Raw genomic sequence first — 26,759 nt, forward strand, 5'->3', positions numbered from 1 at the left:
ATGGAACCATACGTAAAACAAACTATTAAAAACGGAGTAGGATATATTGAATTTTTTCACCCTTCTCATAATTCACTGCCTTCAAATGTATTATCTGAACTAGCAAGAACTATAAAAAAAGCTGGAGACGATTCTAATATCAAAGTATTAGTATTAAAAAGTGGAGGTGATAGAACGTTTTGTGCAGGTGCAAGTTTTGAAGAATTGGTAGCCATCAATGATGAAGAAACTGGGAAAGAATTTTTCTCAGGATTTGCCAATGTGATTAATGCCATGCGAAAATGCCCCAAGTTTATAGTTGGACGCATTCAAGGCAAAACAGTAGGTGGAGGAGTAGGTTTAGCTTCTGCAACCGATTATTGCATGGCAACAAAGTTTGCTGCTATAAAATTAAGTGAATTAAATGTTGGCATTGGACCTTTTGTAGTTGGTCCAGCTGTACAACGAAAATTAGGATTAAGTGCCATGTCACAAATTGCCATTGATGCGAATAGTTTTTATTCAGCAGAATGGGCAAAAGAGAAAGGACTTTATACAAAAGTATTTGATTCTACAGAAGAATTAGACGAAGCAGTAGCAGCTTTCGCTGAAAACTTATGTAATTACAACCCAAAAGCTATGAGCGAAATGAAGACGATGTTTTGGAGAGGAACTGAAGATTGGGATCAACTACTAATTCAACGTGCTAAAATAAGTGGAAGATTAGTGCTAAGTAATTTTACAAAAGATACATTAAGACAATACAAATGATTTACAGTTTTAAAGGATACATACCAGTAGTTCACGAAAGTAGTTTTGTGCATCCTTTGGCTGCTGTTACTGGCAATGTCATTATTGGCAAAAACTGTTACATAGGTCCTGGAGCTGCCATTCGTGGAGATTGGGGACAAATCATTCTGGAAGATGGTGTAAATGTTCAAGAAAATTGCACAGTACACATGTTTCCAGGTAAATCAATCACACTTAAAGAAAGCGCACATATTGGTCATGGAGCAATAATTCATGGAGCCAATATTGGCAGAAATGTATTAGTTGGAATGAACACAGTTATTATGGATGATGCCGATATTGGTGACGAGAGTATTATTGGAGCCATGGCATTTGTAAAAGCTGAATCCATCATTCCTAACCGAAGTTTAGTGGTTGGCAATCCAGCAAAAGTTTTGAAACAAGTGACAGACGAAATGATTGACTGGAAAACCAAAGGCACAAAATTGTATCAACAATTGCCAAAGGAATGCCATGAAAGTTTAAAAGAAGTTGAGCCTTTGCGAGAGGTTCCTGTGAACATGAAAATGCAAGAAGGTGTTTATGACACCCTTCGAGATTTCATGAAGAAATAAGATTTAAAAACTAACAAACATTAGTTCATATAATGTCAAGATTTGAATTTAAAATGCCCAAACTGGGAGAAAGTATTACCGAAGCAGCCATTATTACTTGGTTCAAAAATGTTGGTGATACCATTGAACAAGATGAAATGTTTTTAGAGGTTGCTACAGATAAGGTTGATTCTGAAGTGCCTTCAACAGTATCAGGTGTGGTTGAAGAAATTTTATTCAAAGCCAATGAGGTTATAAAAATTGGAGACACCATTGCTATTATTAAAACAGATGGAAAGACTCTAAAAACAAAAAAGAATGTCACTTCGAGCACAGTCGAGAAGTCTCAGAAGAAAAAGGCAAATGTTCAAAAAACAGAAAAAAAACCAAAGCAATTAGCAACTGCATCTCAAAACAATAATACTTTCTTTTCGCCATTAATTATTTCAATAGCCAAAGAATATCATATTAGCTTTGAAGAATTGGCACGAATCCCAGCGACTGGAAATGATGGACGTTTGCGTAAAAGCGATGTGTTTCAATACATAAAAGAAGGTAGACCTTATAAGTTTGTACAACCAAGTGTGACACAAGACCCAACCGCTTATCGCATTCCTCAGCCAAACTTAGATAAAGGCACAGGAAAGATTGTGAAAATGGACAGGATGCGTCAAATGATTGCCGACCGTATGGTGTATTCAAAACATACCTCACCTCATGTGACTGCCTACGTTGAAGCCGATTTAACCGACTTGGTTGCATGGAGAAACGCAAATAAAATCGCGTTTCAAGAAAAGCATAATTGTAAACTAACGTTTACACCATTATTTGTCGAAGCTGTCGCAAAAGCTGTTAAAGATTTCCCGATGATTAATGTCTCTGTCGATGGTCAAAATATCATTGTCAAAGAACATATTAATATTGGAATGGCAACAGCGTTACCAAGCGGAAATTTGATTGTACCAGTAGTTAAAGACGCAGACAAAAAGAGTTTAAAAGAATTGGCAGCTGATGTCAATAAATTATCAGCAAAAGCTAGAGATAATAAATTAGATCCAGAAGATATTAAAGGAAGCACTTTCACGATTTCTAATGTTGGAACCTTTGGTAGCGTAATGGGAACACCAATCATCAATCAGCCAGAAGTTGCTATTCTCGCTTTAGGAATTATTAAAAAACGACCAGAAGTTATAGAAACCGAGAAAGGTGACGAAATAGCTATTAGAAGCATAATGTATTTGTCCTTATCATTTGACCATAGAGTAGTCGATGGTTATTTGGGAGGAAGCTTTGTACGTCGTGTGGCAGATTATTTAGAAAAATTTGATGTAAATAGAAAAATATAGTGATGTTAATAGGAATAGATAAATTAAAAATTTTCTGGAAGCATTATGATGATTTTGAATTAATATATGATGGTAGATATGTAAATGTTGATGAGATTCTGAAAAAGATAAGTCGAGAAGAAATTAATGTACTTGAAATACTTGATTATAATTACTCTTTAATTAGACAAAACAACGATTCAATAGAGCTTATTAATAGTTATAGAGAAAAGATTGAAGAATATAAAGGAAAGGTAACCAAGGAAGTTCTTGATTATTTAGAAAAAGGTGAAAAGTCTGAGATTTAAAATGAATAGAAAATATTATTCCACTATTTAAACGGAATATAATTGCAGTATAAATATTATGAAACATAACATTTCAATAAAAAGAGTAGAAAAATCGAAAGTTGAAGACTTAGATTTCAATAATATTCCATTAGGAACAACATTTACAGACCATATGTTCGTCTGTGATTACGAAAATGGACAATGGAACAATCCACGAGTAGAACCTTTACATTTAATACCAACCCATCCAGCAGCTATGGCATTACATTATGGTCAGGCCATTTTTGAAGGTATGAAAGCAACAGTTGATTCTGAAGGAACTCCAATGTTGTTCAGACCAAAAAAGAATGCAAAAAGATTAAACTTAAGTGCTGACAGAATGGGAATGCCAAATTTTCCTGAAGAGCTATTTGTAGAAGGGTTAAAACAACTGGTTGCAGTTGAACAACCTTGGATTCCGCCTCAGGAAGGAAGTGCTTTATATCTAAGGCCTTTTATGTATGCTGACGAGCCTTTTATTGGCATGCGTGCAGCAACAAGTTTCAAGTTCATCATTATTGCATCACCTTCAGGACCATTCTTTACTAAGAGAATTAAACTTTATGCCGAAACAAAATACATTCGTGCAGCAGAAGGCGGAACAGGAGAAGCCAAAGCAGCAGGAAATTATGCGGCAGCCATTCGTCCAACAGAATTAGCAAAAGCTAAAGGATATGACCAGGTATTATGGCTTGATGCCATAGAACACAAATACATTCAGGAAGTTGGAACTATGAATATTTTCTTCAAAATTGATGGAAAATTTGTAACGCCAAAACGTGATGGTTCTATTTTAGATGGTATTACAAGAATGAGTGTCATTGATTTGTTAAAACACAAAGGATTTGAAGTAATCGAAAGACCAATTAGCATTAATGAGATTCAAGAAGCATCTAAAAATGGCACACTTGAAGAGGCTTTCGGTACTGGAACAGCAGTTGGAATTGCTTATATACAAGAAATAGGATTTGGTGTGGAAACGATTCATGTTTCTGATGAAAGTCCTGTTGGATTAGATGTGAATGACACATTAAACGGAATTAAAACAGGAAAAATTGAGGATACTTTTAACTGGATGGTTAAAATTGAAAAAGAGCTAGTTTAATGAATAAAGAAACACTTAAAAAAGCATTTTCAAAGCTCTGTACAGCTAAAGCTATGACCGAATTGTACGAAGCTAATTTCAAGCAGGTTTCTAAATACGTGCATGCAACTTCCAGAGGACATGAAGCCATACAGATTGCTTTGGGCTTACAATTATTGCCACAAGATTATGCTTTTCCTTACTATCGAGATGATGCCATGTTATTGTCATTTGGTTTAGAGCCTTATGACTTAATGTTGCAGCTAATGGCAAAGCATGATGACCCTTTTTCTGGAGGAAGAACATACTATTGCCATCCAAGTTTAAAAGACGCAGACAAACCGAAAATACCACATCAATCCTCTGCTACAGGAATGCAAGCCATTCCAGCAACAGGAGTTGCTATGGGAATGCAATACCTCGAAAAACAAGACTTAAATAACCCTAATGTCACCCTGAGCGCAGTCGAAGGGTCACAAGAAAAACCAATAACCGTTTGCTCATTAGGTGATGCTTCAGTAACCGAAGGTGAAATAGCAGAAGCCTTTCAGATGGCTGCCTTAAAGCAGATGCCAATTTTATATTTAGTACAAGACAATGGTTGGGATATTTCTGCAAATGCTGCTGAAACTAGAGCGCAAAATGCGTTTGAATACGCTCAAGGTTTTCATGGATTAGATGCGATTTCTATTGATGGGGCTAATTTTACTGAAAGTTATGAAGCATTAGAAAAAGTAATAAAAATCATTCGTGAAGAACGCAGGCCTTTTTTAGTGCATGCTAAAGTACCTTTATTGAATCACCATACTTCTGGCGTTCGAATGGAATGGTATCGCGACGATTTAGACGAAGCACGTTCACGCGACCCTTTTCCAGTTTTAAAACAACAGCTATTAGATAACGGATTTTCAAAGAAAGAGATTGAAGAAATTGAAAAAGCTGCAATAACGAAAGTAAAAGAAGATTTTGAAAAAGCTTTAAAAGCTGAAGACCCAAGGCCAGAAGATTTATTTACTCATGATTTTGCTCCAACTCCAATTACTGAAGAAACAGGAACACGAGAACCAGAAGGAGCAGATAAAGTAGTGATGGTAGATTGTGCATTGTTTGCAGTAGAAGAACTCATGCGAGAGCACAAAGAGTGTTTGTTATATGGTCAAGATGTTGGAGGACGATTAGGAGGTGTATTTCGTGAAGCCGCAACTTTAGCGCAAAAATTTGGCGATGATAGAGTGTTTAACACGCCAATTCAAGAAGCCTTTATTGTAGGTTCTACTGTTGGGATGAGTGCTGTTGGGCTAAAACCAATTGTCGAGGTTCAGTTTGCCGATTATATTTGGCCTGGACTAAACCAATTATTCACAGAAGTGAGCAGAAGTTGTTATCTCTCAAATGGTAAGTGGCCAGTGAGTATGATTTTACGTGTGCCAATAGGTGCTTATGGTAGTGGTGGACCTTACCATTCATCTTCAGTAGAAAGTGTAATCACAAATATTCGAGGTATCAAAATAGTGTATCCGAGTAATGGAGCAGATTTAAAAGGCTTGATGAAAGCTGCATATTATGATCCAAATCCAGTGGTGATTTTAGAACATAAAGGCTTGTATTGGAGTAAAGTATCTGGAACCTTAACAGCAACGTCGGTTGAGCCTTCTGAAGATTATGTTTTACCACTAGGTAAAGCTTGGGTGTTACAAGAAATTTGGAAACAAGAAGATTTAGAAACCTTAACCATTGTGACTTACGGAATGGGAGTACATTGGGCTTATAATGCATCTGGTGAATTAGATATGAGAGACCAAATTGAAATCATTGATTTACGTACTTTATTCCCTCTAGATGAAGATACAATCATGAATTCTGTCAAGAAAACTGGGAAATGTTTAGTGGTCACTGAAGAACCAAGTAATAATAGTTTTGCATTAGCATTGGCAGGGAAAATCCAAGAACAATGTTTTCAGTATTTGGATGCTCCTGTAATGACTATTGGTAGCGAAAACATGCCTGCAATTCCATTAAATTCTACGTTGGAGCAAACAATGATTCCTTCAACAATAAAAGTGAAAGATAAAATCTTAGCGTTGCTTAATTATTAAGTTTTCGTATTTTACATACATTAAAAATTAGTGTATGTATATAAAACGTATTTATCCAATAATTGGCATGATGAAATGGACAAGATGGGAAACTATGTTGTTTTTTGTTATTGCCTTAATTCCAACAATTTTATTTGAAGTATTTGAGCTAACCTGGTTGCAAATACCTTGGACTCCTATAGCCCTTGTTGGTACTGCTTTGGCATTTGTTATTGGGTTTCAAAATAACGCTGCTTATGGACGTATTTGGGAAGCAAGAAAAATTTGGGGAGGCATTGTTAATACGTCTAGAACTTGGGGAATGAAGGTGAAAGCAATGGTTACCAACGAATATAATAGCAATCCAGTTTCTGAAGACTCACTAAAAAAAGAAATTAAAACCCTTACATATAGGCATATTGCTTGGATGACTGCTTTAAGGCATGCGATGCGTCAAAAAAAGCCTTGGGAAGTATTTATGAATCATAAATCGAATAGAGAGTACGAAAATCAGATGCACATTCCAGAAAGACTAAATACTTTAGAAGATGAACTAAAGCAATATTTGAGTGATAAAGAAAAAGAGTATGTACTTAGTAAAGGAAATAAGCAAACAGCACTATTAAATTTACAATCAAACCATTTAAAGAAACTAAAAGAAAAGGGGTTAATTTGGGAATTTTCGTTTTTGGAACTGGAAAATGTTTTAGAAGAATTATTTACACTACAAGGAAAATCTGAACGCATCAAAAACTTTCCTTACCCTAGACAATATGCCACAATTGGACATTATTTCGTTTGGGTATTTATTTTATTATTGCCTTTTGGTATTATACCAGAATTCGACAAAATTGGACAAAAACTGATTAGTGACTTCCCTTTTATTGGTCAATATTTTATTTGGGCAGCTATTCCATTTTCGGTTATTGTGTCATGGATTTTTCATACTATGGAGCGTATTGGTAGAGCTGGTGAAAACCCATTTGAAGGAACCGCAAATGACGTGCCTATTTCTACAATATCAAGAGGGATTGAAATTGATTTACGCCAAATGCTGGATGAAAATGATGACGAGATTCCAAAACAATATCCAGTTATGTGGGATGCTCAAATGTAATAAGTATACTAACTATGAGAGCAGTCGTTTATGAAAAATTTCAAGGCCCAATAACCATTCAAAATATTCCTGACCCAACGCCTAAAAGTGATGGTGTGGTTGTTAAGGTAAATGCAACAGGTTTATGTAGAAGTGATTGGCATGGTTGGATGGGTCATGACCAAGATATAGTGTTACCTCATGTTCCTGGTCATGAATTAGCTGGAACGATTGTTGAAGTAGGAAATGGCATCAAAAATTTTAATATTGGTGATAGAGTTACCATACCATTTGTAGCTGGTTGTGGTAATTGTGGCGAATGCAAATCTGGTAATCAACAAGTATGTGATTATCAGTCGCAGCCTGGATTTACACATCATGGTTCGTTTGCAGAGTATGTTGCTTTGGATTATGCGGATACTAATTTGGTAAGACTTCCAGAAGAAATAAACAATGTGACTGCTGCAACATTAGGTTGCCGATTTATTACAGCCTTTAGAGCTATTGTTGAGCAAGGAAAAGTGTCAGAAGGACAACATGTTGCAATACATGGTTGTGGAGGCGTAGGGTTATCTGCTATTATGATAGCCAATGCTTTAGGTGCTCAAGTAACAGCAATAGATATTAATGATGAAACCTTAGAATTGGCGAAACAACTTGGTGCGCAATCAATAATTAACGCTACAAGTAATAACGTTGTTGAAGCTATTAGAGAAATTACTAAAGGAGGTGCGCACGTCTCAATGGATGCTTTAGGTAGTGAAAAAACATGTCTTAATTCTATTGCATCTCTAAAGAAAAGAGGCAAACATATTCAAGTTGGATTGATGACAGAAAACCATAAGCATCCAAACATTCCAATGGATAGAATATTAGCTGATGAACTTGAAATTATTGGAAGTCATGGTATGCAAGCGTACAGATATCCAGAAATGCTGAAAATGATAGTTGATGGTAAATTGTATCCTGAAAAACTCATAGAAAAAACTATTACCTTAGAAGAAGCAATTGTTGCATTACCAAATATGAATAAATTTAAGAACAAAGGTATGCTGGTTATCAATTCCTTTTAAATTTAAACAAATGAAAAAACTAATTGGAATCTTAATATTGATATTAGTAGTATTCAGCTGTAAAAATGATGTTCAAACTAGTTATGATTTAATAATTGAAAATGGTAATGTTATTGACATTGTTACTGGTAACATAAGCAAACAAACGATTTTTATCAATGAAGGACGAATTGTGAAGCTTGCCAATTCTGATGATGAAAACACCTATAATTCTGAAATAGTATTAGATGGAACGAACAAATTTATTCTTCCAGGTTTTTGGGATAATCACGTGCATTTTAGAGGAGGAGACAGTTTAATTCAAGCCAATAAAGATTTTTTGAAATTATTTATAATGAATGGTATCACCACTGTTAGAGATGCTGGTGGTGATTTGACTACTTCAGTCATGGATTGGAAACAGAAAATTAATGACAAGGATTTAGTTGGACCAAACATATTCTCAGCTGGACCAAAAATTGATGGAAATAATGCTACTTGGGCTGGTTCTTTGGTTGTAGAGAATGATGAAGATATTGCAATTGCTTTAGATTCTTTGCAAGCATTGAATGTCGATCTTATAAAGCTGTATGATAGTAGAATTTCTGGAGAACTCTTTTTAAAAACTATTCAAGAAGCTACCAAAAGAGGATTGATAACTTCTGGACATATGCCATTTTCGGTGACATTGGATGAGACGTTAGATTCTGGAATTAATGCTATTGAGCATTTGTATTATGTGTTGAAAGGTTGTTCTGCTGAAGAAAAACAAATAACCGAAGCAATTATAAATGGTGATTACGGATTTTGGGCTTCAATGGAAAAACTTATTGAAACTTATCAGGATTCAACTGCTCAAAAAACATTTGAATCATTAAAAAATAAAAACACTTTTGTGGTACCAACATTACATATTGGTAATGTTTTGAGCTATCTAGATGAAGACAATCATGAAAATGATGCATATTTAAAATTAATGCCTTCTGGTATTATCGAAACTTACCAAGGTAGGATTAGAAGCTCTTTAAGTTCATCTAATCAGGCTCGACAAAACCGAAAAGAGTTAAATACCTTCTTTAAAAACTTAGCAAAATCATTAAGTGATGCAGATGTGAAATTATTGGCAGGTTCTGATAGTGGTGCATTTAACTCTTATACGTACCCAGGGATTTCGCTTCATAAAGAATTAGAATCGATGGTGGATATTGGAATTTCAAATTTAAAAGTATTGCAAAATTCAGTCTATAATGGTGCGCTTTTTTTAAAAAAAGAATCAGATTATGGTTCAATTGAAATTGGGAAGATTTCCGATTTAGTTATGCTAAATAGCAATCCACTAGAAGATATTACGAATACAAGAGATATCAATTATGTAATAAAAGGAGATGAAGTCTTTAATCCCAAAATCATGGCAATGGCAATTGATTGTACAGATTGTATAAAATAAACAAAAGAATTATGAAAAAAATTATCATTTTAATACTTAGTTGTATTGCTTTTTCATGTGTTGCTTCTCAAGAAAAAGTCAGTGAATCTGCTATTTTAATTTCAAATGTCAACATTGTTGATGTTCGTACAGGTGATATTATTGAAAATCGACATGTTGTTGTTGATTCTGGAAAAATTTCAAAAATTTCTAAGTCTATTTCTAATGTCGATAATTTTAAGACTTCAATTGATGGAACAGGGAAGTTTTTAATACCTGGATTAGCCGAAATGCATGCACATATCCCTCAACCATCAAATTCTAATCCTGAAATAGTAGGTGAGACCTTATTGTTGTATTTATCTAATGGAATTACAACAATTAGAGGCATGTTAGGGCATCCATCTCATTTAGAATTGAGAGAAAAAGCTAAAAGGAATGCTATTTTATCACCAAGGATTTATACTTCTAGCCCTTCATTAAATGGTAATTCAATTAAAACTAAAGAAGAAGCTATCCAAAAAGTAACAACTTATAAAGAGGCTGGATATGATTTTTTGAAGATTCATCCAGGAATTAAGTTAGAGGTTTTTAACGCAGCAGTAAAAACAGCCAAAGAGTTAGAAATTCCTTTTGCAGGTCATGTCCCTGTGGATGTTGGTGTGCGTCATGCCATGGAAAGTGGCTTTGCTTCTATTGATCATGTAGATGGGTTTCTTGAAGGTTTAGTGCCTCAATCTGCTAATGTAAAACCTAATGAAAATGGGTTTTTTGGATACAGTTTTACATCATTAGCTAATGTTGATGATATTGATGAATTAGTGTCAATGTCAAAAGAAAATAAGGTATGGATTGTTTCAACACAAAGCTTATTTGAGCGCTGGTTTGCACCAATAACTGCTGATGAATTATTGGAAGAGCCTGAGATGAAATACATGGCAAAATCTACCCTCGATAATTGGAAACGTAGAAAAGCACAATATACTGAGACGAACGATTTTAGTATGACCCAATGGGAAAAATTCAATGAGATTAGAAGGCAATTAATGTATAAGCTTCAAAAAAACGGTCATGGTATGTTGTTAGGTTCCGATGCGCCACAATTGTTTAATGTTCCAGGGTTTTCAATTCATCATGAAATTGAAGGTATGAAAAAAGCTGGTTTGACACCTTTAGAAATTATTCAATCAGGGACTATTAATCCTGCTATTTATTTTGACGAGGAAGATAAATTTGGAGAAATTAAAGAAGGTTTGTCAGCCGATTTGATTTTACTAAATGCTAACCCGCTTGAAGATTTAAAGGCTTTGAAAAATATTTCTGGAGTAATGGTAAGAGGTAAGTGGTTAACTAATGAGATCATTGATTCTAAGTTACTAAAAATTGCAAAAAGAAATATAAATAAATAGGATTAATATGAAGGCAGTATTTACAGTTTTATTTGGTTTTATAATATCAATCTCAAGCTCTCAAACATTGTTGAAACCAGACCGCGTTTTTGACGGTAATTCTATTCATGAAGGTTGGGTTGTGTTGGTTAAAGGAAACAAAATAATAGAGGTTGGGTCATCTAGTAGTGTTAAAATACCAAAAGGAACAAAAGAAATTGTTTTAAATGGTAAAACCTTGATGCCAGGATTAATTGAAGGACACTCACATGTGTTATTACACCCTTACAATGAAACTGTTTGGAATGACCAAGTTTTAAAAGAGTCTCCTGTAGAGCGTTCTATAAGAGCAACAAATCATGTTAGAAATTCACTATTAGCTGGTGTAACTACAATGCGAGATTTGGGTGCCGAAGGAGCTGGTTACAGCGATGTGTATATTAAGAAAACAATAGATGAAGGTATTATTATTGGTCCTAGACTTCTAGTTGCTGGTCCTGCTGTAGTCGCAACAGGAGCCTATGGTCCTAAAGGATTTCACGATGGAGTAAAAGTGCCTTTAGGTGCTGAGGAAGCCAGCGGAAATGATGTGATTAAAACCGTTAGGCGACAATTAGGGAATGGAGCCGATTTTATAAAAATTTATGCCGATTATCGTTGGAAACCAGGTGCAGTTTCCCAACCAACATTCACTTTAGATGAAATTAAACTCATGGTAGAAGTTGCCGAAAGCGCAGGAAGTTATGTAGTAGCACATGCAAGTACACCTGAAGGTATGCGAAGAGCAATTTTGGGTGGTGTAGAAACGATAGAGCATGGAGATGGAGGTACAGCTGAAATTTTCAAGCTTATGAAAGACAATGGTGTGGGTTTTTGTGCAACTATTGCAGCAGGTGATGCAATTACACAATACAATGGATGGGAAAAAGGAAAAGAGCCTGAACCAGCAAGAATTACTCAAAAGCGAAAATCTTTTAAACTAGCTTTAGATTCTGGAGTTGATATTGTTTTTGGAGGAGACGTAGGTGTATTTACACATGGCGAAAACTATCGCGAATTAGAATTGATGGTCGAGTATGGTATGGACCCATTAAAGACTTTGCAATCTGCTACATCATTAAATGCAAGGATATTTCATTTAGAGAATTTAGGGAATGTTAAAAAAGGGTTTTTGGCAGATTTGATTGCTGTTGATGGTAATCCAACAAAAGATATTAAGGCGATGCAGAATGTTCTTTTTGTAATGAAAGATGGGGTGATTTATAAAAATCAATAAAGCATAAAAAAGACACTCTTTACAAAGTGTCTTTTTTTGAGCCGATGGAGGGACTCGAACCCACGACCTGCTGATTACAAATCAGCTGCTCTAGCCAGCTGAGCTACATCGGCGTAATTGGCAGCAAATATAATTCTGTAAAATAATTTTGCAAATATTTAGAAAACTTTTTTTCGAATATTTTTCCAGTGTAGTTGTCTTATAAACCTACCTTGATTCTTGTCAACAAGAAATTCCTGCTTTTGCCGTTTAGCTTTAAAATAACCAATTACAGAATTTAAAAAATAAGTCCCACTTCTTTTATTAAAAGCGCTTTTAAGAGAAGCAATAATCGTTAGAATAAAACCGAAACGCATTTTGTATAAAGCTTCCCCTCTTAAATGTTTTGTATTTTTAGAATACGTATTCCCAGTTGGTTTTAGGTGTTTTACATGTAAATCTTTACTGGTTTGAACTTTCCACCCAAAATACTGAGCCAACAAAACATCGATAGAATCCCATCCAACCGATTCTTTTAATCCTCCAATATCTTCGAAACATTTTTTCCTATAAGATTTTATTGGACCTCTAACATGGTTTTTAGATGCAACCTTTTCAAACACCCATTTGTCTTTCTTTTTCACAAACGGAATACCTCCAGCGATTCCAATTTTTTTATCACTTTTAAATATTTTAGAAATTGACTCTAAATAGTTATTTGGGAAAATGATATCAGCATCATACTTACAAATTATATCATAATTATCATCAAGTATCTCAAACCCATTGTAGAATGCATTAATAACTTTAGCTCCTGGAATATGCTCATTTGAGGATGTTATGTTAATTGAAGAAATCCAATCATATTTCTTAGTATACGTTGAAATAATTTGAGGTGTTTTGTCCGATGAATTATCATTAACAACAACTACTCGTTTTGGCTGTAAAGTTTGATTAACCAAGGATTCTAAGGTAAGACCTATTGTGCCTTCCTCATTATGAGCTGGTATTATAATGTAGAAATTCATTATCTTCTTTCAGCATAAACAATGTAATAGCGAGGTGTAAACCATCTTAAAGTTGGTCTAAATCCAATTTTTTTAGTGGGATTAGTCCATTTTTTCCTATCAATAATTTTCCAACCAGCTTTTTCGAGTAACCAATCAAACTGCCAATCTTCAAATTCATGGTAATGTCTATCCCATTTGTCTGTTTTACTTCTATATGCTGTCGAGAACCATAACCTAAGAGGCACACTTGCAACAAGCTTGTTTCCTTTAATGCTTTTTAGGACAGTAAAAGGCGATAGTAGATGTTCAAAAATCTCAAAAGCAGTGACTACTTCCGCGTTAGATTTTTCAATATTTGTAGTATCAATGTCTATATCTTCTCCTTTGGTGTTTTCCACTTTATAGCCATAATCTTTCATGACTTTAGTAAATGGGTTTTCGACACCTAAATCTAGAATTGGAGACGTTGTAGAGATGTGTTTTTGTAAAAATTGAAATGTGAGTTTATAACGCTTATGCGGAAATTTACCTTCGTACATTTTAAACTTTGTATACTATAGCATTAATATTCATCCCAGCTCCAACACTTGCAAACAAAATGATGTCACCTTTGTTGATGCTGTGACCTTTTAATTTGCCTTTTAAAATCATATCGTATAATGTTGGTACAGTTGCAACACTAGAATTGCCAAGTTTGTTTATTGTCATTGGCATAATGTCTTTTGGCATGTCCATATTGTGCAATTTGTAGAAACGCTTTACAATGGCTTCATCCATTTTTTCATTAGCTTGGTGAATTAATATTTTTTTAATATCACCCACAGGTATTTCAGTTTGTTCAAGACAAGATTTCATTGCTTGAGGAACATTGTTTAAGGCAAACTCATAGATTTTTCGACCATACATTTTAATGTATCGACGTTTGTCTGTAACTTCTGGATTGTTAGTTTCTCCAAAATAGATAAAATGAGCTTCATCATATGTAAAAGTGGCAGTATCGTGTGCTAGAATGCCTCCTTCTTCGTTTGTAGCTTCGATAACAGTAGCAGCTGCTCCATCAGAATAAATCATGGAATCCCTATCATGTTTATCTACAACTCTTGATAATGTTTCAGAGCCAATTACTAAACATTTTTTTGCCATTCCTGCTTTAATGAATGCTTGAGCTTGAATGACACCTTCAACCCAACCTGGGCATCCAAAAAGAATATCATAACCAACACATTTAGGGTTTTTAATCCCAAGAAGATGTTTTACACGAGATGCAATACTTGGGACAGTATCACTTTGGTCGGTATTATGTTTGATATCTCCATAGTTGTGTGCAACTATAATATAATCTAGTTCTTCAGGATTGATTTTTGCATCTGCTAAGGCTTTTTCAGCTGCGTAAGTCGCAATATCAGAATTATTTAATTTGTCTTTAATATAGCGTCTTTCATCTATTCCAGTAATGGCTTTAAATTTCTCAACAATAACTTCATTAGAGTTGTTTATAGGAGAGCCATCGGCATTCAAAAATTCGTGTTGATAAAAATTTTCGTTCGTTTCAATTCGGCTAGGAATATAACTTCCAGTACCTGTAATCTTGATATTCATAAATAAAAAGTTGCCTTTAATTTTTGCTAATGTAACGAATATAATAGCAAAAAATTAAAGGCAAAAAGGGTTTTAGTTTATTTTACGATGTTCAACAGCTTTTAGGCTTCCATAAATTCTTCAATAGGAGCACAAGTACAGATTAAATTTCTGTCTCCATAAGCATCATCTACACGTCTTACAGATGGCCAAAATTTGTTATCATGTACGTAATCCAATGGAAATGCAGCCTCGATTCTACTATAAGGTAAATCCCAAGTATCGGCAGTTAGCATAGCCATAGTATGTGGTGCATTTTTAAGCACATTATTAGGGTTGTCCTTATCTGCTAATTCAATTTCCTTTCTAATAGAAATCATAGCTTCACAAAAACGATCTATTTCAGCTTTACTTTCACTTTCAGTTGGTTCAATCATCAATGTACCTGCTACTGGGAATGAAACCGTCGGAGCGTGGAAACCATAATCCATTAGGCGTTTAGCAATATCGCTAACTTCAATACCGTGTGCTTTAAATGCTCTACAATCAACAATCATTTCATGCGCTGCACGACCTCGCTCTCCTGAATATAAAGTATCAAAATGTCCTTCTAAACGTTGTTTTAAATAGTTTGCGTTTAAAATGGCAATTTCAGTTGATTCTTTTAAGCCTTCAGCACCAAGCATACAGATATATCCATAAGAAATTAGGCATGCTAAAGCAGAACCATAAGGAGCAGCAGAAATAGCAGTAATAGCATTTTCACCTCCAACTTTTACAACGGGGTTTCCAGGTAAAAATGGAACTAATTGTTCTGCAACACATATTGGACCAACTCCAGGACCACCACCACCATGTGGAATAGCAAACGTTTTATGTAAGTTTAAATGGCAAACATCAGCACCAATATTCCCAGGATTAGTTAATCCTACTTGGGCATTCATGTTGGCACCATCCATATATACTTGTCCACCATTGTCATGGATAATTTGCGTAATTTCTTTAATAGCAGATTCGTAAACACCATGTGTAGATGGATAAGTAACCATTAATGCAGACAAATTCTCTTTATGGAACTCGGCTTTTTCACGTAAGTCATCAACATCGATATTTCCTTCTTCGGTAGATTTTGTAACTACTACTTTCATTCCAGCCATTACTGCACTTGCTGGATTTGTTCCATGAGCAGATGATGGTATTAAACAAATATTTCTATGATGATCACCACGAGATTCGTGGTAAGCTTTAATAACCATTAACCCTGCATATTCACCTTGAGCACCAGAATTTGGTTGCAATGATGTGGCAGCAAAACCTGTAATTTCAGTTAATTGGTCTTCTAATTTTTTAAGAACTGTTAAATAGCCCTCTACCTGATTTAAAGGTGCAAAAGGATGAATATTTCCCCAATTTGACCAACTAAGTGGTAACATTTCAGCAGCTGCGTTTAGCTTCATTGTACATGAGCCTAACGAAATCATTGAGTGGTTTAAAGATAAATCTTTGCGCTCTAAAGATTTTATATAACGCATTAAATCGGTTTCAGAATGATAGGCGTTGAATACCTCATTCTCTAAAAAAGCAGACGTTCTTTTTACCTCATTTAATATATTATTTGCTTTTGTGATAGAGGTTAATTCATTTTTTGATTTACCAGCTACTTCAGCAAAAATTGAAATAATCGCATTTACATCTTTAAGTGTGGTCGTTTCATTTAACGCAATTGTTACTGTATCAGCATCAGGGTAATAAAAATTTACGTCTTTAGTTTCAGCTATTGCTTTTACTGTATTTGCATTGGCTTTAATTTTTAAAGTATCAAAATATGCTGAGTTTTCTTGAATTAATCCTAAGCCTTGCAAGGCTGTGTCTAAATTACAAGCTGCATTATGAACTTTATCAGCTATGTATTGTAATCCTTTAGGGCCATGATACACAGCATACATTCCAGCCATAACTGCTAACAAAACTTGAGCAGTACATATATTTGAAGTTGCTTTATCACGCTTAATATGTTGCTCTCTTGTTTGTAAGGCCATACGTAAAGCACGATTCCCATTAGTGTCTTTAGTAACACCAATGATACGTCCAGGGATATTTCGTTTGTAGTCTTCTTTTGTTGCAAAATATGCAGCGTGAGGACCTCCATAGCCCATTGGTATTCCAAAACGTTGCGTGGTTCCTACTACGGCATCTGCGCCAAATTTTCCGGGAGCTTCAAGTTTTACTAAACTTAAAATATCTGCGGCAACAGCTACTTTAATATTTGATTCGTTTGCTTTAGCTATAAACGATTTTATATCTTGAATTTGTCCATGTTTCCCAGGATATTGAATGATGGCAGCAAAATATTCGGATGAATAATCAAAATCATTTGTATTACCAACAACCAATTCAATTCCTAATGGATTTGATCTTGTTTGTAAAAGCGATAATGTTTGTGGTAAGATTTGATCATCTACAAAGAATTTTACAACGTTATCTTTCTTTTGCTGACGTTCTCTTACAGCAAACAATAAAGCCATGGCTTCAGCTGCAGCAGTACTCTCATCTAACAATGATGCGTTAGCTATTTCCATACCTGTAAGGTCAGTAACCATAGTTTGGAAATTTAAAAGTGCCTCTAAACGACCTTGAGCGATTTCTGCTTGATAAGGTGTGTAAGCTGTATACCAACCTGGATTTTCAAGAATATTTCGTTGAATAACAGCAGGCAAATTTGAAGGGTGATATCCCAAACCTATGTATGACTTGAACACTTTGTTTTTTGAAGCCATATCATGTATGTGTTGCAAGTACTCTTGCTCACTCATGGCAGCATCCAAATTAAGAGGTTGCTGTAATCTAATATTGTCAGGAATGGTTTCAGTAATTAGTTGTTCTATAGATGATGCTCCAATAGTTTTGAGCATAGCCTCATGGTCGCTACTTCTAGGTCCAATGTGGCGTAGTGCAAACGAATCTGTATTCATACTGTAAAGGTTGAGTTTTGAAGAGCAAAATTAAGGAAATAAAAACGGTTTTAATATGCTAATATTGAAAGTTTTTAACCATTTTAAGTCATTATTAACAGTTTGACTAAATTTGTATAATGCAAGTGCTAAAACGGCTTTTCGATTTTTACATTAATAGTAGTATACATGTTGCTCTGGCTGTATGCGGATTGGTATGGGTAACATTGTTGAATTTTAATGTTGGAGCTAATCTAGATTTTATCTATTTCATTTTTTTTGCAACAGTAACTGGTTATAATTTTGTGAAGTATTTTGGATTGGCAAAGTTTCATCATCGTAGTTTGGCGAGTTGGTTAAAAGCTATTCAAATATTCTCGTTTTTGTGTTTTCTTGGGCTATGCTATTTTACATTTAAATTAAAAACAGAGACATTATTTTATTTTACTGGTTTAGGTGTGGTTACATTTTTGTATGCCATTCCTTTTCTTCCTAAGAAAATATTTTTGGAGGCAGGTAATTTAAGAGCTATTAGTGGTTTAAAAATTTATGTAATTGCTTTTGTTTGGATGTGTGTAACAGTTATTATTCCTTTATTAAATGAAGATTATAATCTTAATAATGATGTGTTAATTGAAGCAATACAGCGTTACTTTTATGTTATTATTGCTATGTTGCCTTTTGAAATTAGAGATATGAGATATGATAGTCTTAAATTATCTACAATCCCTCAGCGTATAGGTATTGCAAGAACCAAAATTATTGGAATTTTATTGACTGTACTTGTGTTTCTTTTAGAATTTTTTAAAGACGAATTTTGGTTGAATAAAACTATTGTCTTAGGAATAATCTGTATGTTGTTATTAACTTCTTTACTGCTAAGTAATATTAATCAAAAGAAATATTTTAGTGGGTTTTGGGTAGAAGGAATTCCTATACTTTGGGCAATATTGGTAACTGCCAATTACTAATGATCTTTTAACTCTTTCTTAAAGTTAGTTTGTAGTTTTTCTTTTTCACAATTTTTAAGACAATCTACTTCTGGATTTTTTGTAAGTTTAGTTAGTTTGGCGTTGTTAGCCGAATATTTTCTACAAGCTTTACAGTAAATTAAATGAATATTAAGTTTGATTTTTTCCCATAACGAAGCTTCATCATACTGTGTTTTATCACAAGTATGAGCTGCTTTATCACATGAAACAAATAATTTAAAACCTTTACTCATTATTCTATTTTAAAACCAATTTTTTTCCATACAAGAGGCTAGAGATGTTCTGGCTCTATGTATAATTACCCAAAGATTAGACGCAGTGATACCCAATTCATTACAAATTGTTTCTGTCTCGTAACCCAATAATGTTTTCATTTTAAAAACTTCGGCTTGTTTTGCTGGTAATTTACTAATGCAATCATGAATTGCCAAACCAAGCTCCGTATTTTCTAAATTATTTTCAGCGGTTTTATCGAATGGATCGGCTACACGTTGTTCGAGCCAATCACCTTCATTTTCGCCATCAAAATTTAGGTTCATTCTAACTTCAGCTTTACCCTTATTAGAATTTATTTTTCGATAGTAGTCAATTATTTTTCTCTTTAAAATTGAAATTAACCAAGTGCGTTCGCTTGCTTGACCTTTAAAGTTTTTCATGGATTTAAGTCCAGCAAAAAACGTTTCTTGTACTAAATCTTGAGCAGTCTCTCTGTCTCGCACACGTGTAATTGTGTAGTTAAAGAGGTAATCTGAATACAAATCTATCCACTTATTGGGATTTATTTCGTGACCTGACATAGATGGCTATTAATTTTACTCACTCAAAAATAAAATAAAAAGTGGACTTATAGTTTATTTATGATAAGTTTAAATTTTTTGCTCATAGAATGGATTTATGATGCGCTTATTTCAACAACCCAGCACGCCTCAACAAAGCTTCAGGTTTTGGTTCTTGTCCACGAAAACGTTTATAGAGTAGCATAGGGTCTTCGGTGCCACCTTGTGACAATATATTATCTTTAAATTTATTGGCAACGGTTTTATTGAAAATGCCTTTTTCTTTAAAGTATTCAAAAGCGTCAGCATCTAACACTTCCGCCCATTTATAGCTGTAATATCCAGATGAATAACCACCTTGAAAAATATGTGCAAAAGCTGTGCTCATACAATTCTCAGCGACGTCAGGATATAATAATGTGTCACCAAAAGCTTTTACTTCTTGTACTTTTACATTTGTAATTTTTGAAGGGTCTTGACCATGCCAACTCATGTCTAATAAACCAAAACTTATTTGACGCAAGGTTTGCAACCCTTCATGAAAGGTTGAAGATGCCTTAATTTTATTTACCAAATCCATTGGAATCACTTCATTGTTTTCGTAATGCTTTGCAAATAACTCTAAAGCTTCTTTTTCGTAGCACCAGTTTTCCATGACCTGACTTGGTAGTTCTACAAAATCCCAATACACCGAAGTTCCTGATAAACTAGAATAGGTTGTATTGGCTAGCATACCATGAAGCGCATGACCAAATTCATGAAACAAAGTTGTGACTTCGTTAAAGGTTAGGAGCGAAGGCTTACTTTTTGTAGGTTTAGTAAAGTTGCAAACAATAGATACGTGAGGACGATGGTTATGTCCATTTTCAACATATTGAGGTTTAAACGACGTCATCCACGCACCATTACGTTTTCCAGCTCTTGGAAAGAAATCCGCATAAAAAATGGCTATTAATCCTTCATCATTAGTAACTTTATATGTTAAAACATCTTCATGATATTTGTCAATATAATCTATAGCATCTTTGTCTTTAATTTCCTCAAATCTTAATCCAAATAGTTTTTCTGCAACTTTAAATGCACCTTCAATAACATTTTCAAGCTTGAAATAGGGCTTTAATTGTTCGTCATCTAAATCAAAAAGTTTTTGTTTTAATTTTTCGGAATAGTAAGCAGAGTCCCATTTTTGCAGCTTATCAATCTTATCTAAATCTTTCGCAAAATTTTCAAGATTAGCAAACTCACGTTCTGCTGCTGGTTTTGCTTTTTCCAATAATTCGTTTAAGAAGCTTTCAACTTTTTCAGGTATTTTTGCCATACGCTCTTCCAATACAAAATGCGCATGTGTTTTATAACCTAATAATTGTGCGCGTTTAAAGCGAAGATTAGCAATTTTTATAACAATGTCTTGATTATCCAGCTCATCATTTTTAAATGCTTTGCTACCAAAAGCTAGTGATAGTTTTTTACGCAACTCACGATTGTCAGCGTAGGTCATAAAAGGTATATAGCTTGGGTAATCTAGAGTAATTAACCAGCCCTCTTTGTTTTTGCTTTCTGCCAATTGCTTTGCTGCTTCTTTAGCGCCATCAGGTAATCCAGACAAATCATTTTCATCTGTAATTAGCATTTCAAACTTATTGGCTTCGGCTAATACATTCTCTCCGAATTTTAGCTTTAACTGACTAAGTTCTTTATCAATAGCCCTTAGTTGCTCTTTTTTGTCTTCAGGAAGATTAGCGCCATTTCTTGAAAAACTTTTATAGCGTTTATTCAATAATGTTTTTTGTTCTTCGGTTAGATTTTTAGGTTTTGAATTGTAAACCGATTTTATACGTTTAAACAAATCTTCATTTAAAGTGATGTCGTTACCAAACTCTGAAAGTAAAGGAGATACTTCTTGTGCAATTTTTTGAATTTCATCATTAGTCTCGGCAGCATTTAAATTAAAAAAGATACTTGAAATCCTATCTAATTCCTGACCAGAAAATTCTAGGGCTTCAATAGTATTTTTAAAAGTAGGGCTTTCTGTATTTTTAACAATTGCATCAATTTCTTTTCTAGCTTTTTCAATGGCACTTTTAAAAGCAGGAAGAAAATTTTCATTCTTTATTTTTGAAAATGGAGCAGTATTAAATGGTGTTGAAAATTCTTGATTTAGGATGGACATTTTTGGATAAAAATTAAATTGATAAATAATTATTAGAAATTGGATTACAAAAAAGTTAATTCTATAAGTATTTTCTGTCTAACTTACTGATGTTATGAATAGTAATTAACAATTTACGGTTAACACTGAATATTTATTCTACTTTCGCGTCAAATTTATAAAGAGAATCTTCACTCTTAATAAAAATTAATAGCAAATGTAAAACCTCGATATTCTCGAGGTTTTATTGTTTTATAGATTTTGCAGCTTCAATCACTTTAGCCTTTAAGCCTTCTTTATAAATAAGTACTTTATCTAATACGCACTTATCTGAAGCACCAATAATTTGAGCCGCTAAAATACCTGCATTTTTTGCACCATCTAAAGCTACTGTAGCTACAGGAACACCTCCAGGCATTTGTAAAATGGATAGAACAGAGTCCCAACCATCAATTGAGTTTCTTGATTTTACAGGAACACCAATTACAGGTAAAGGCGATAATGAAGCTATCATTCCTGGTAAATGTGCCGCACCTCCAGCACCAGCGATGATTACTTTTAGACCTCTAGTATGGGCATTTTTCCCATAATCAAACATCTTTTCTGGCGTTCTATGAGCTGAAACAATATCGACTTCAACGTCTATATCAAATCCTTTTAAAATATTTATCGCTTCTTGCATAATAGGAAGGTCACTATTACTTCCCATAATTATTCCTACTTGTGCCATATTATTCACTTATTACTTTTATTTTCTTTTTTACTTCGGCTGCTATCTTACGTGCTTCATTAATATCTTCATGCACAATAGTTACATGTCCCATTTTACGAAATGGTCTGGTTTGCTTTTTGCCATAAATATGTGGTGTCACGCCGTCCATGGACATAATATCCTCTATGTTTTTATAAACGACATCTCCTGTGTAATCTTCAGCACCAACTAAATTAACCATAATACCTCCAACTTTACTATCGGTTTTTCCTAACGGTAAATTTAAAATAGCTCTTAAGTGTTGTTCAAACTGCGAGGTATAACTTGCTTCAATAGTATGATGTCCAGAATTATGAGGTCTAGGTGCTACTTCGTTTATTAAAATGTCGTCATCTTTGGTTTGAAACATTTCTACGGCCAATAAACCAACATGCTTAAAAGCAGCTGATGTTTTTAAAGCCACCAATTCAGCCTTTAAAGCAACTTCTTTTGAAATTCTTGCAGGACAAATAACATATTCTACTTGATTGGCCTCTGGGTGGAATTCCATTTCAACCACAGGATAAACTTTTACTTTCCCCTCAGCATTTCTTGCAACAATTACCGATAATTCATTTTTAAACGGAATTAGCGTTTCCGTAATACACTCTACATTTGGTAACTCATCTAAATCGGAATGAGAGCGCACCACTTTAACACCTGTACCATCATAACCAAATCTAGCACTTTTCCACACAAATGGAAACTCCAATGTTTCGTGTTGAATGGCTGTTAAAATTTCGTCTTTATATGCAAACCTTGAAAAAGGTGCAGTAGGAAGGTTGTTATCTATATAAAATAATTTTTGCTTTGCCTTATTTTGAATAGTTCGTAATGTTTTAGCCGAAGGAAAGATTTTAATGCCTTCTCTTTCTAACTTTTCAAGAGCATCCACATTTACATTTTCAATTTCAATGGTTAAGATATCCACTTTTTTGCCAAACTGGTATACAGTATCAAAGTCCATTAAATCACCTTGATAAAACTCGTTACAGGCAATTTTACAAGGTGCTTCGTTACTAGGGTCTAAAACACATGTATAAATATCGAATTTTCTAGTGTCATTTAGTAGCATCTTACCAAGTTGTCCACCACCTAGAATACCTAATTTGAAATTGGAAGAAAAATAGTTCATTTTAAAAATATCACCTTGTTTTTCATGTTTTCAATGCAAAAATACATTTAAATATTGAACCAATTTCTAAAAACATAAATCAAAATATCGTTTAAACCTAATCAATTGATTATCTTTGCGTCTTTCAAAATTTAATAAGGTGATAAAGCTTCACGATAAATATTTTAAACCGTTTATTTCTGAACAAGAAATTGATGATGCCATAGCAAAAATGGTTGATGAAGTTCTCGAAGATATTGGAGATGAAATCCCTGTGTTTGTAGGTATTTTAAATGGCTCATTTATGTTTGTGAGCGATTTTGTAAAAAAATACCCTAAGCCTTGTGAGGTAACGTTTATTAAACTAGCATCTTATGAAGGAGTAAAGTCTACCGAAGACATTCAGCGTCTTATTGGATTGACTCAGGATTTAACAGGAAGAACCGTTGTGATTCTTGAAGATATTATTGATACAGGTAATACACTAGAAGAGGTTCATAGAATTTTTGAAAATGAGAATGTAAAATCATTACTAATTGCGACACTGTTTTACAAACCAGAAGCCTATAAAAAAGATTATAAATTACATTATGTAGGTATAGAAATTCCTAACAAATTTATTGTTGGATATGGATTGGATTATGATGGTTTAGGTAGAGATATACCAGAAGTTTACCAAATAAAAGCAACACAACACATGACAAACTTAGTTTTATTCGGACCTCCAGGAGCGGGGAAAGGTACACAAGCCGAATTTTTAAAAGACAAATATAATTTAGTGCACATTTCTACAGGAGATGTATTTCGATATAATATAAAAAACGAAACAGCTTTAGGAACTCTTGCAAAATCCTATATGGATAAGGGAGGGTTAGTTCCAGATGAAGTAACTATTAAAATGTTAAATGCCGAAGTAGAAAAAAACTCGGATGCTAACGGATTTATTTTTGATGGTTTTCCGCGTACCGAAGCACAAGCAAAAGCACTAGATAAGTTAATGGAAGACAAAGATTCGAGTGTTAATGCGATGATAGCCTTAGAAGTTGATGATGAAGTACTTGTTGGACGTTTATTGGAAAGAGGAAAAACTAGTGGTAGAGCTGATGATGCTGATGAAAGTATTATAAGAAATAGAATTGCTGAGTATTATAATAAAACTGCGGTTTTAAAGAACTATTATTCAGCACAGAATAAATATTTTGGCGTTGATGGTGTAGGAAGCATTAAAGAAATAGCCGAACGTTTAAATAAAGTGATTGATACATTGTAAAAATGTTTTTCAATTTTAAATAAAAATTAATTAATTTGATTCCTGCTAATGCAGGAATCTTAATATATAAACATGACTGAAGGTAATTTTGTTGATTATGTAAAAATATTTGCTTCTTCTGGAAACGGAGGGAAGGGTTCTGTGCATCTTCATCGTGAAAAATACATTACCAAAGGAGGGCCCGATGGTGGTGATGGTGGACGTGGAGGTCATGTTATAATTAGAGGTAATGAAAATCTTTGGACACTCTATCATTTAAAATTTAAAAAACATTTTAAAGCAGGTCATGGAGGTCATGGGAGCAAAAGTAGAAGTACTGGAGCCGATGGTGAAGATGTCTACGTTGATGTGCCTTTAGGAACTGTTGTAAGAGATTCTGAAACCGATGAAATTCTTTTTGAAATAACTGAGCATAACGAAGAAAAGATTTTGTGTGAAGGTGGAATGGGTGGACGAGGTAATTGGCATTTTAAAAGTTCTACAAACCAGACACCGAGATATGCACAACCTGGAATCCCACTAGAAGAAAAACGTGTGACTATTGAGTTGAAGCTTTTAGCTGATGTAGGTTTGGTAGGATTCCCTAATGCTGGAAAATCGACCTTATTGTCTGTGATTACCTCGGCAAAACCAAAAATTGCCGATTACGAATTTACGACGCTTAAACCAAATTTAGGTATTGTAGAATATAGAGATTTTCAGTCGTTTGTAATGGCAGATATTCCTGGAATTATTGAAGGTGCTGCCGAAGGTAAAGGCCTCGGTCATTACTTTCTTAGACATATTGAGCGTAATTCTATTTTATTGTTTTTAATCCCTGCTGATGCTGACGATATTCATAAACAATACGATATTCTTTTAGATGAATTACGACGATACAATCCTGAGATGTTGGATAAAGAACGATTTGTAGCTGTTTCTAAAAGTGATATGTTGGATGATGAGCTAAAAGCTGAATTAAAAGTAGAACTAGATAATAATTTGCCAATTGACTATATGTTTATATCTTCGGTTGCACAACAAGGAATTACAGAGCTAAAAGATAAGCTTTGGAAAATGCTTAATTCTTAAATTAGTTCTTATGAGAGCATTTATAAAGAGCTTCGTTGAGTTTAATGATAATAAATTAAGCAAATGGTTTGCATTTTTTATTCAAGCTCTTATTTTATTGTCTTTAATAACATTTTCGGTTGAAACATTACCAAATTTAAAACCACAAACTCAGACCGCTTTAAGAGCTATTGAAATTTTCTGTGTTGTAGTCTTTACCATAGAATATATTTTAAGAATTTATGTAGCAGACAGTAAACCAAAATTTATTTTTAGTTTTTTCGGTCTTATTGACCTTGTTGCGATACTTCCATTTTACTTGTCCTTTGGAGTAGATTTACGCTCCTTAAGAGCTTTACGTTTTTTACGTTTGTTTAGGATTTTAAAATTGGTTCGTTATAATAGAGCAATGAATCACTTTGCACGAGCCATAAAATCTGCAAAAGAAGAGATACTGTTATTTATTGTTATTACTTTAATGCTCATATACTTTTCTGCAGTAGGTATTTACTATTTCGAGAATGAAGCACAACCAGAACACTTTACATCAATTTTTGATAGTCTTTGGTGGGCAATAATCACCTTGACGACCGTTGGATACGGTGATGTATACCCAATTACTGTAGGAGGCAAAGTATTTACATTTTTTATATTAATGATTGGTTTGGGTATTGTGGCAATTCCAACAGGAATTATTTCATCAGCTTTAACACGCTCTGTAGATAAAAAGGAATAATTTTTGATTAACTTTAATAAAAATTAAGTT

The 26,759-nt window shown here is 34.0% G+C and carries 24 protein-coding genes and 1 tRNA gene; 15 read left to right on the plus strand and 10 right to left on the minus strand.

Annotated elements, in window-relative coordinates:
- The 11 genes from HB672_RS05470 to HB672_RS05520 are packed head-to-tail and all read left to right on the plus strand — an operon-like array spanning window position 1 to window position 12,373.
- A complete protein-coding gene (locus HB672_RS05470) occupies window positions 1–750 on the plus strand; it encodes an enoyl-CoA hydratase/isomerase family protein (protein WP_167608975.1) in 750 nt (249 codons plus the stop codon).
- A complete protein-coding gene (locus tag HB672_RS05475; protein ID WP_167608978.1) occupies window positions 747–1,343 on the plus strand; it encodes a transferase hexapeptide repeat family protein in 597 nt (198 codons plus the stop codon). The genes HB672_RS05470 and HB672_RS05475 overlap by 4 nt, the downstream gene beginning before the upstream one ends.
- A 32-nt stretch (window positions 1,344–1,375) precedes the next feature.
- Window positions 1,376–2,668: a dihydrolipoamide acetyltransferase family protein gene (locus HB672_RS05480; RefSeq protein WP_167608980.1), complete on the plus strand. Its 1,293-nt coding sequence runs from the start codon at window positions 1,376–1,378 to the stop codon at window positions 2,666–2,668.
- Window positions 2,668–2,955, plus strand: a complete 288-nt coding sequence (locus HB672_RS05485) for a hypothetical protein (RefSeq protein WP_167608983.1) — start codon at window positions 2,668–2,670, stop codon at window positions 2,953–2,955. The genes HB672_RS05480 and HB672_RS05485 overlap by 1 nt, the downstream gene beginning before the upstream one ends.
- A gap of 58 nt (window positions 2,956–3,013) precedes the next feature.
- Entirely contained in the window at window positions 3,014–4,081 is a 1,068-nt protein-coding gene (locus tag HB672_RS05490; RefSeq protein WP_167608986.1) for a branched-chain amino acid aminotransferase, read from the plus strand.
- Window positions 4,081–6,156 (plus strand): alpha-ketoacid dehydrogenase subunit alpha/beta, encoded by a 2,076-nt coding sequence (locus HB672_RS05495; protein WP_167608989.1) that lies wholly within the window; start codon window positions 4,081–4,083, stop codon window positions 6,154–6,156. The genes HB672_RS05490 and HB672_RS05495 overlap by 1 nt, the downstream gene beginning before the upstream one ends.
- 34 nt (window positions 6,157–6,190) lie before the next feature.
- A complete protein-coding gene (locus HB672_RS05500; RefSeq protein ID WP_167608992.1) occupies window positions 6,191–7,252 on the plus strand; it encodes a bestrophin family ion channel in 1,062 nt (353 codons plus the stop codon).
- A gap of 14 nt (window positions 7,253–7,266) precedes the next feature.
- Complete coding sequence (locus tag HB672_RS05505) at window positions 7,267–8,304, plus strand: zinc-dependent alcohol dehydrogenase family protein (protein WP_167608995.1); 1,038 nt, start codon at window positions 7,267–7,269, stop codon at window positions 8,302–8,304.
- A gap of 10 nt (window positions 8,305–8,314) precedes the next feature.
- Window positions 8,315–9,730 carry an amidohydrolase family protein gene (locus HB672_RS05510; RefSeq protein ID WP_167608998.1) on the plus strand — a complete coding sequence of 472 codons (1,416 nt, stop codon included), beginning with the start codon at window positions 8,315–8,317 and terminating at the stop codon, window positions 9,728–9,730.
- 11 nt (window positions 9,731–9,741) lie between these two features.
- Entirely contained in the window at window positions 9,742–11,118 is a 1,377-nt protein-coding gene (locus tag HB672_RS05515) for an amidohydrolase family protein (RefSeq protein WP_167609001.1), read from the plus strand.
- Window positions 11,119–11,125: 7 nt separating this feature from the next.
- Window positions 11,126–12,373, plus strand: coding sequence for an amidohydrolase family protein (locus tag HB672_RS05520; protein ID WP_167609004.1), 1,248 nt, complete (start codon window positions 11,126–11,128; stop codon window positions 12,371–12,373).
- Between the two features lie 39 nt (window positions 12,374–12,412).
- On the opposite strand, the gene HB672_RS05525 is transcribed toward HB672_RS05520, so the two are convergent.
- The 5 genes from HB672_RS05525 to gcvP form a co-directional block, all read right to left on the minus strand.
- Window positions 12,413–12,486 (minus strand) — tRNA-Thr (locus tag HB672_RS05525).
- Window positions 12,487–12,531: 45 nt separating this feature from the next.
- Window positions 12,532–13,380, minus strand: coding sequence for a glycosyltransferase family 2 protein (locus tag HB672_RS05530; RefSeq protein ID WP_167609006.1), 849 nt, complete (start codon window positions 13,378–13,380; stop codon window positions 12,532–12,534).
- The gene (locus tag HB672_RS05535; RefSeq protein WP_167609009.1) at window positions 13,380–13,901 is read right to left on the minus strand and encodes a class I SAM-dependent methyltransferase; all 522 of its coding nucleotides are present in this window, start codon (window positions 13,899–13,901) and stop codon (window positions 13,380–13,382) included. The genes HB672_RS05530 and HB672_RS05535 overlap by 1 nt, the downstream gene beginning before the upstream one ends.
- A 1-nt stretch (window position 13,902) precedes the next feature.
- The gene (locus HB672_RS05540) at window positions 13,903–14,961 is read right to left on the minus strand and encodes a ketoacyl-ACP synthase III (protein WP_167609012.1); all 1,059 of its coding nucleotides are present in this window, start codon (window positions 14,959–14,961) and stop codon (window positions 13,903–13,905) included.
- A gap of 101 nt (window positions 14,962–15,062) precedes the next feature.
- Window positions 15,063–17,912, minus strand: coding sequence for an aminomethyl-transferring glycine dehydrogenase (gcvP, locus tag HB672_RS05545; protein WP_167609016.1), 2,850 nt, complete (start codon window positions 17,910–17,912; stop codon window positions 15,063–15,065).
- A gap of 119 nt (window positions 17,913–18,031) precedes the next feature.
- Here gcvP and HB672_RS05550 point away from each other — a divergent pair, with 119 nt between their 5' ends.
- On the plus strand, window positions 18,032–18,862 hold the full coding sequence (locus HB672_RS05550; protein WP_167609019.1) for a hypothetical protein: 831 nt from the start codon (window positions 18,032–18,034) through the stop codon (window positions 18,860–18,862).
- Here HB672_RS05550 and HB672_RS05555 read toward each other — a convergent pair.
- The 5 genes from HB672_RS05555 to HB672_RS05575 all read right to left on the minus strand — a co-directional run bounded on the left by HB672_RS05555 (window position 18,859) and on the right by HB672_RS05575 (window position 23,694).
- Complete coding sequence (locus HB672_RS05555; RefSeq protein ID WP_167609022.1) at window positions 18,859–19,116, minus strand: hypothetical protein; 258 nt, start codon at window positions 19,114–19,116, stop codon at window positions 18,859–18,861. The genes HB672_RS05550 and HB672_RS05555 overlap by 4 nt on opposite strands.
- A 9-nt stretch (window positions 19,117–19,125) precedes the next feature.
- Window positions 19,126–19,680 carry a sigma-70 family RNA polymerase sigma factor gene (locus HB672_RS05560; protein ID WP_167609025.1) on the minus strand — a complete coding sequence of 185 codons (555 nt, stop codon included), beginning with the start codon at window positions 19,678–19,680 and terminating at the stop codon, window positions 19,126–19,128.
- A 106-nt stretch (window positions 19,681–19,786) separates the two neighbouring features.
- A complete protein-coding gene (locus tag HB672_RS05565; protein ID WP_167609028.1) occupies window positions 19,787–21,829 on the minus strand; it encodes a M3 family metallopeptidase in 2,043 nt (680 codons plus the stop codon).
- 223 nt (window positions 21,830–22,052) lie between these two features.
- On the minus strand, window positions 22,053–22,538 hold the full coding sequence (purE, locus tag HB672_RS05570) for a 5-(carboxyamino)imidazole ribonucleotide mutase (RefSeq protein ID WP_167609031.1): 486 nt from the start codon (window positions 22,536–22,538) through the stop codon (window positions 22,053–22,055).
- 1 nt (window position 22,539) lies between these two features.
- The gene (locus HB672_RS05575; RefSeq protein WP_167609034.1) at window positions 22,540–23,694 is read right to left on the minus strand and encodes a 5-(carboxyamino)imidazole ribonucleotide synthase; all 1,155 of its coding nucleotides are present in this window, start codon (window positions 23,692–23,694) and stop codon (window positions 22,540–22,542) included.
- A gap of 139 nt (window positions 23,695–23,833) precedes the next feature.
- Here HB672_RS05575 and HB672_RS05580 point away from each other — a divergent pair, with 139 nt between their 5' ends.
- The 3 genes from HB672_RS05580 to HB672_RS05590 all read left to right on the plus strand — a co-directional run bounded on the left by HB672_RS05580 (window position 23,834) and on the right by HB672_RS05590 (window position 26,729).
- Entirely contained in the window at window positions 23,834–24,943 is a 1,110-nt protein-coding gene (locus HB672_RS05580) for an adenylate kinase (protein WP_167609037.1), read from the plus strand.
- Between the two features lie 72 nt (window positions 24,944–25,015).
- Window positions 25,016–26,014, plus strand: coding sequence for a GTPase ObgE (gene obgE, locus HB672_RS05585; protein WP_167609040.1), 999 nt, complete (start codon window positions 25,016–25,018; stop codon window positions 26,012–26,014).
- Between the two features lie 10 nt (window positions 26,015–26,024).
- Window positions 26,025–26,729, plus strand: coding sequence for an ion transporter (locus HB672_RS05590; protein ID WP_167609043.1), 705 nt, complete (start codon window positions 26,025–26,027; stop codon window positions 26,727–26,729).
- Window positions 26,730–26,759 lie beyond the last annotated feature (30 nt).

Source organism: Gaetbulibacter sp. S0825, assembly GCF_011777505.1.
Classification (GTDB): domain Bacteria; phylum Bacteroidota; class Bacteroidia; order Flavobacteriales; family Flavobacteriaceae; genus Pontimicrobium.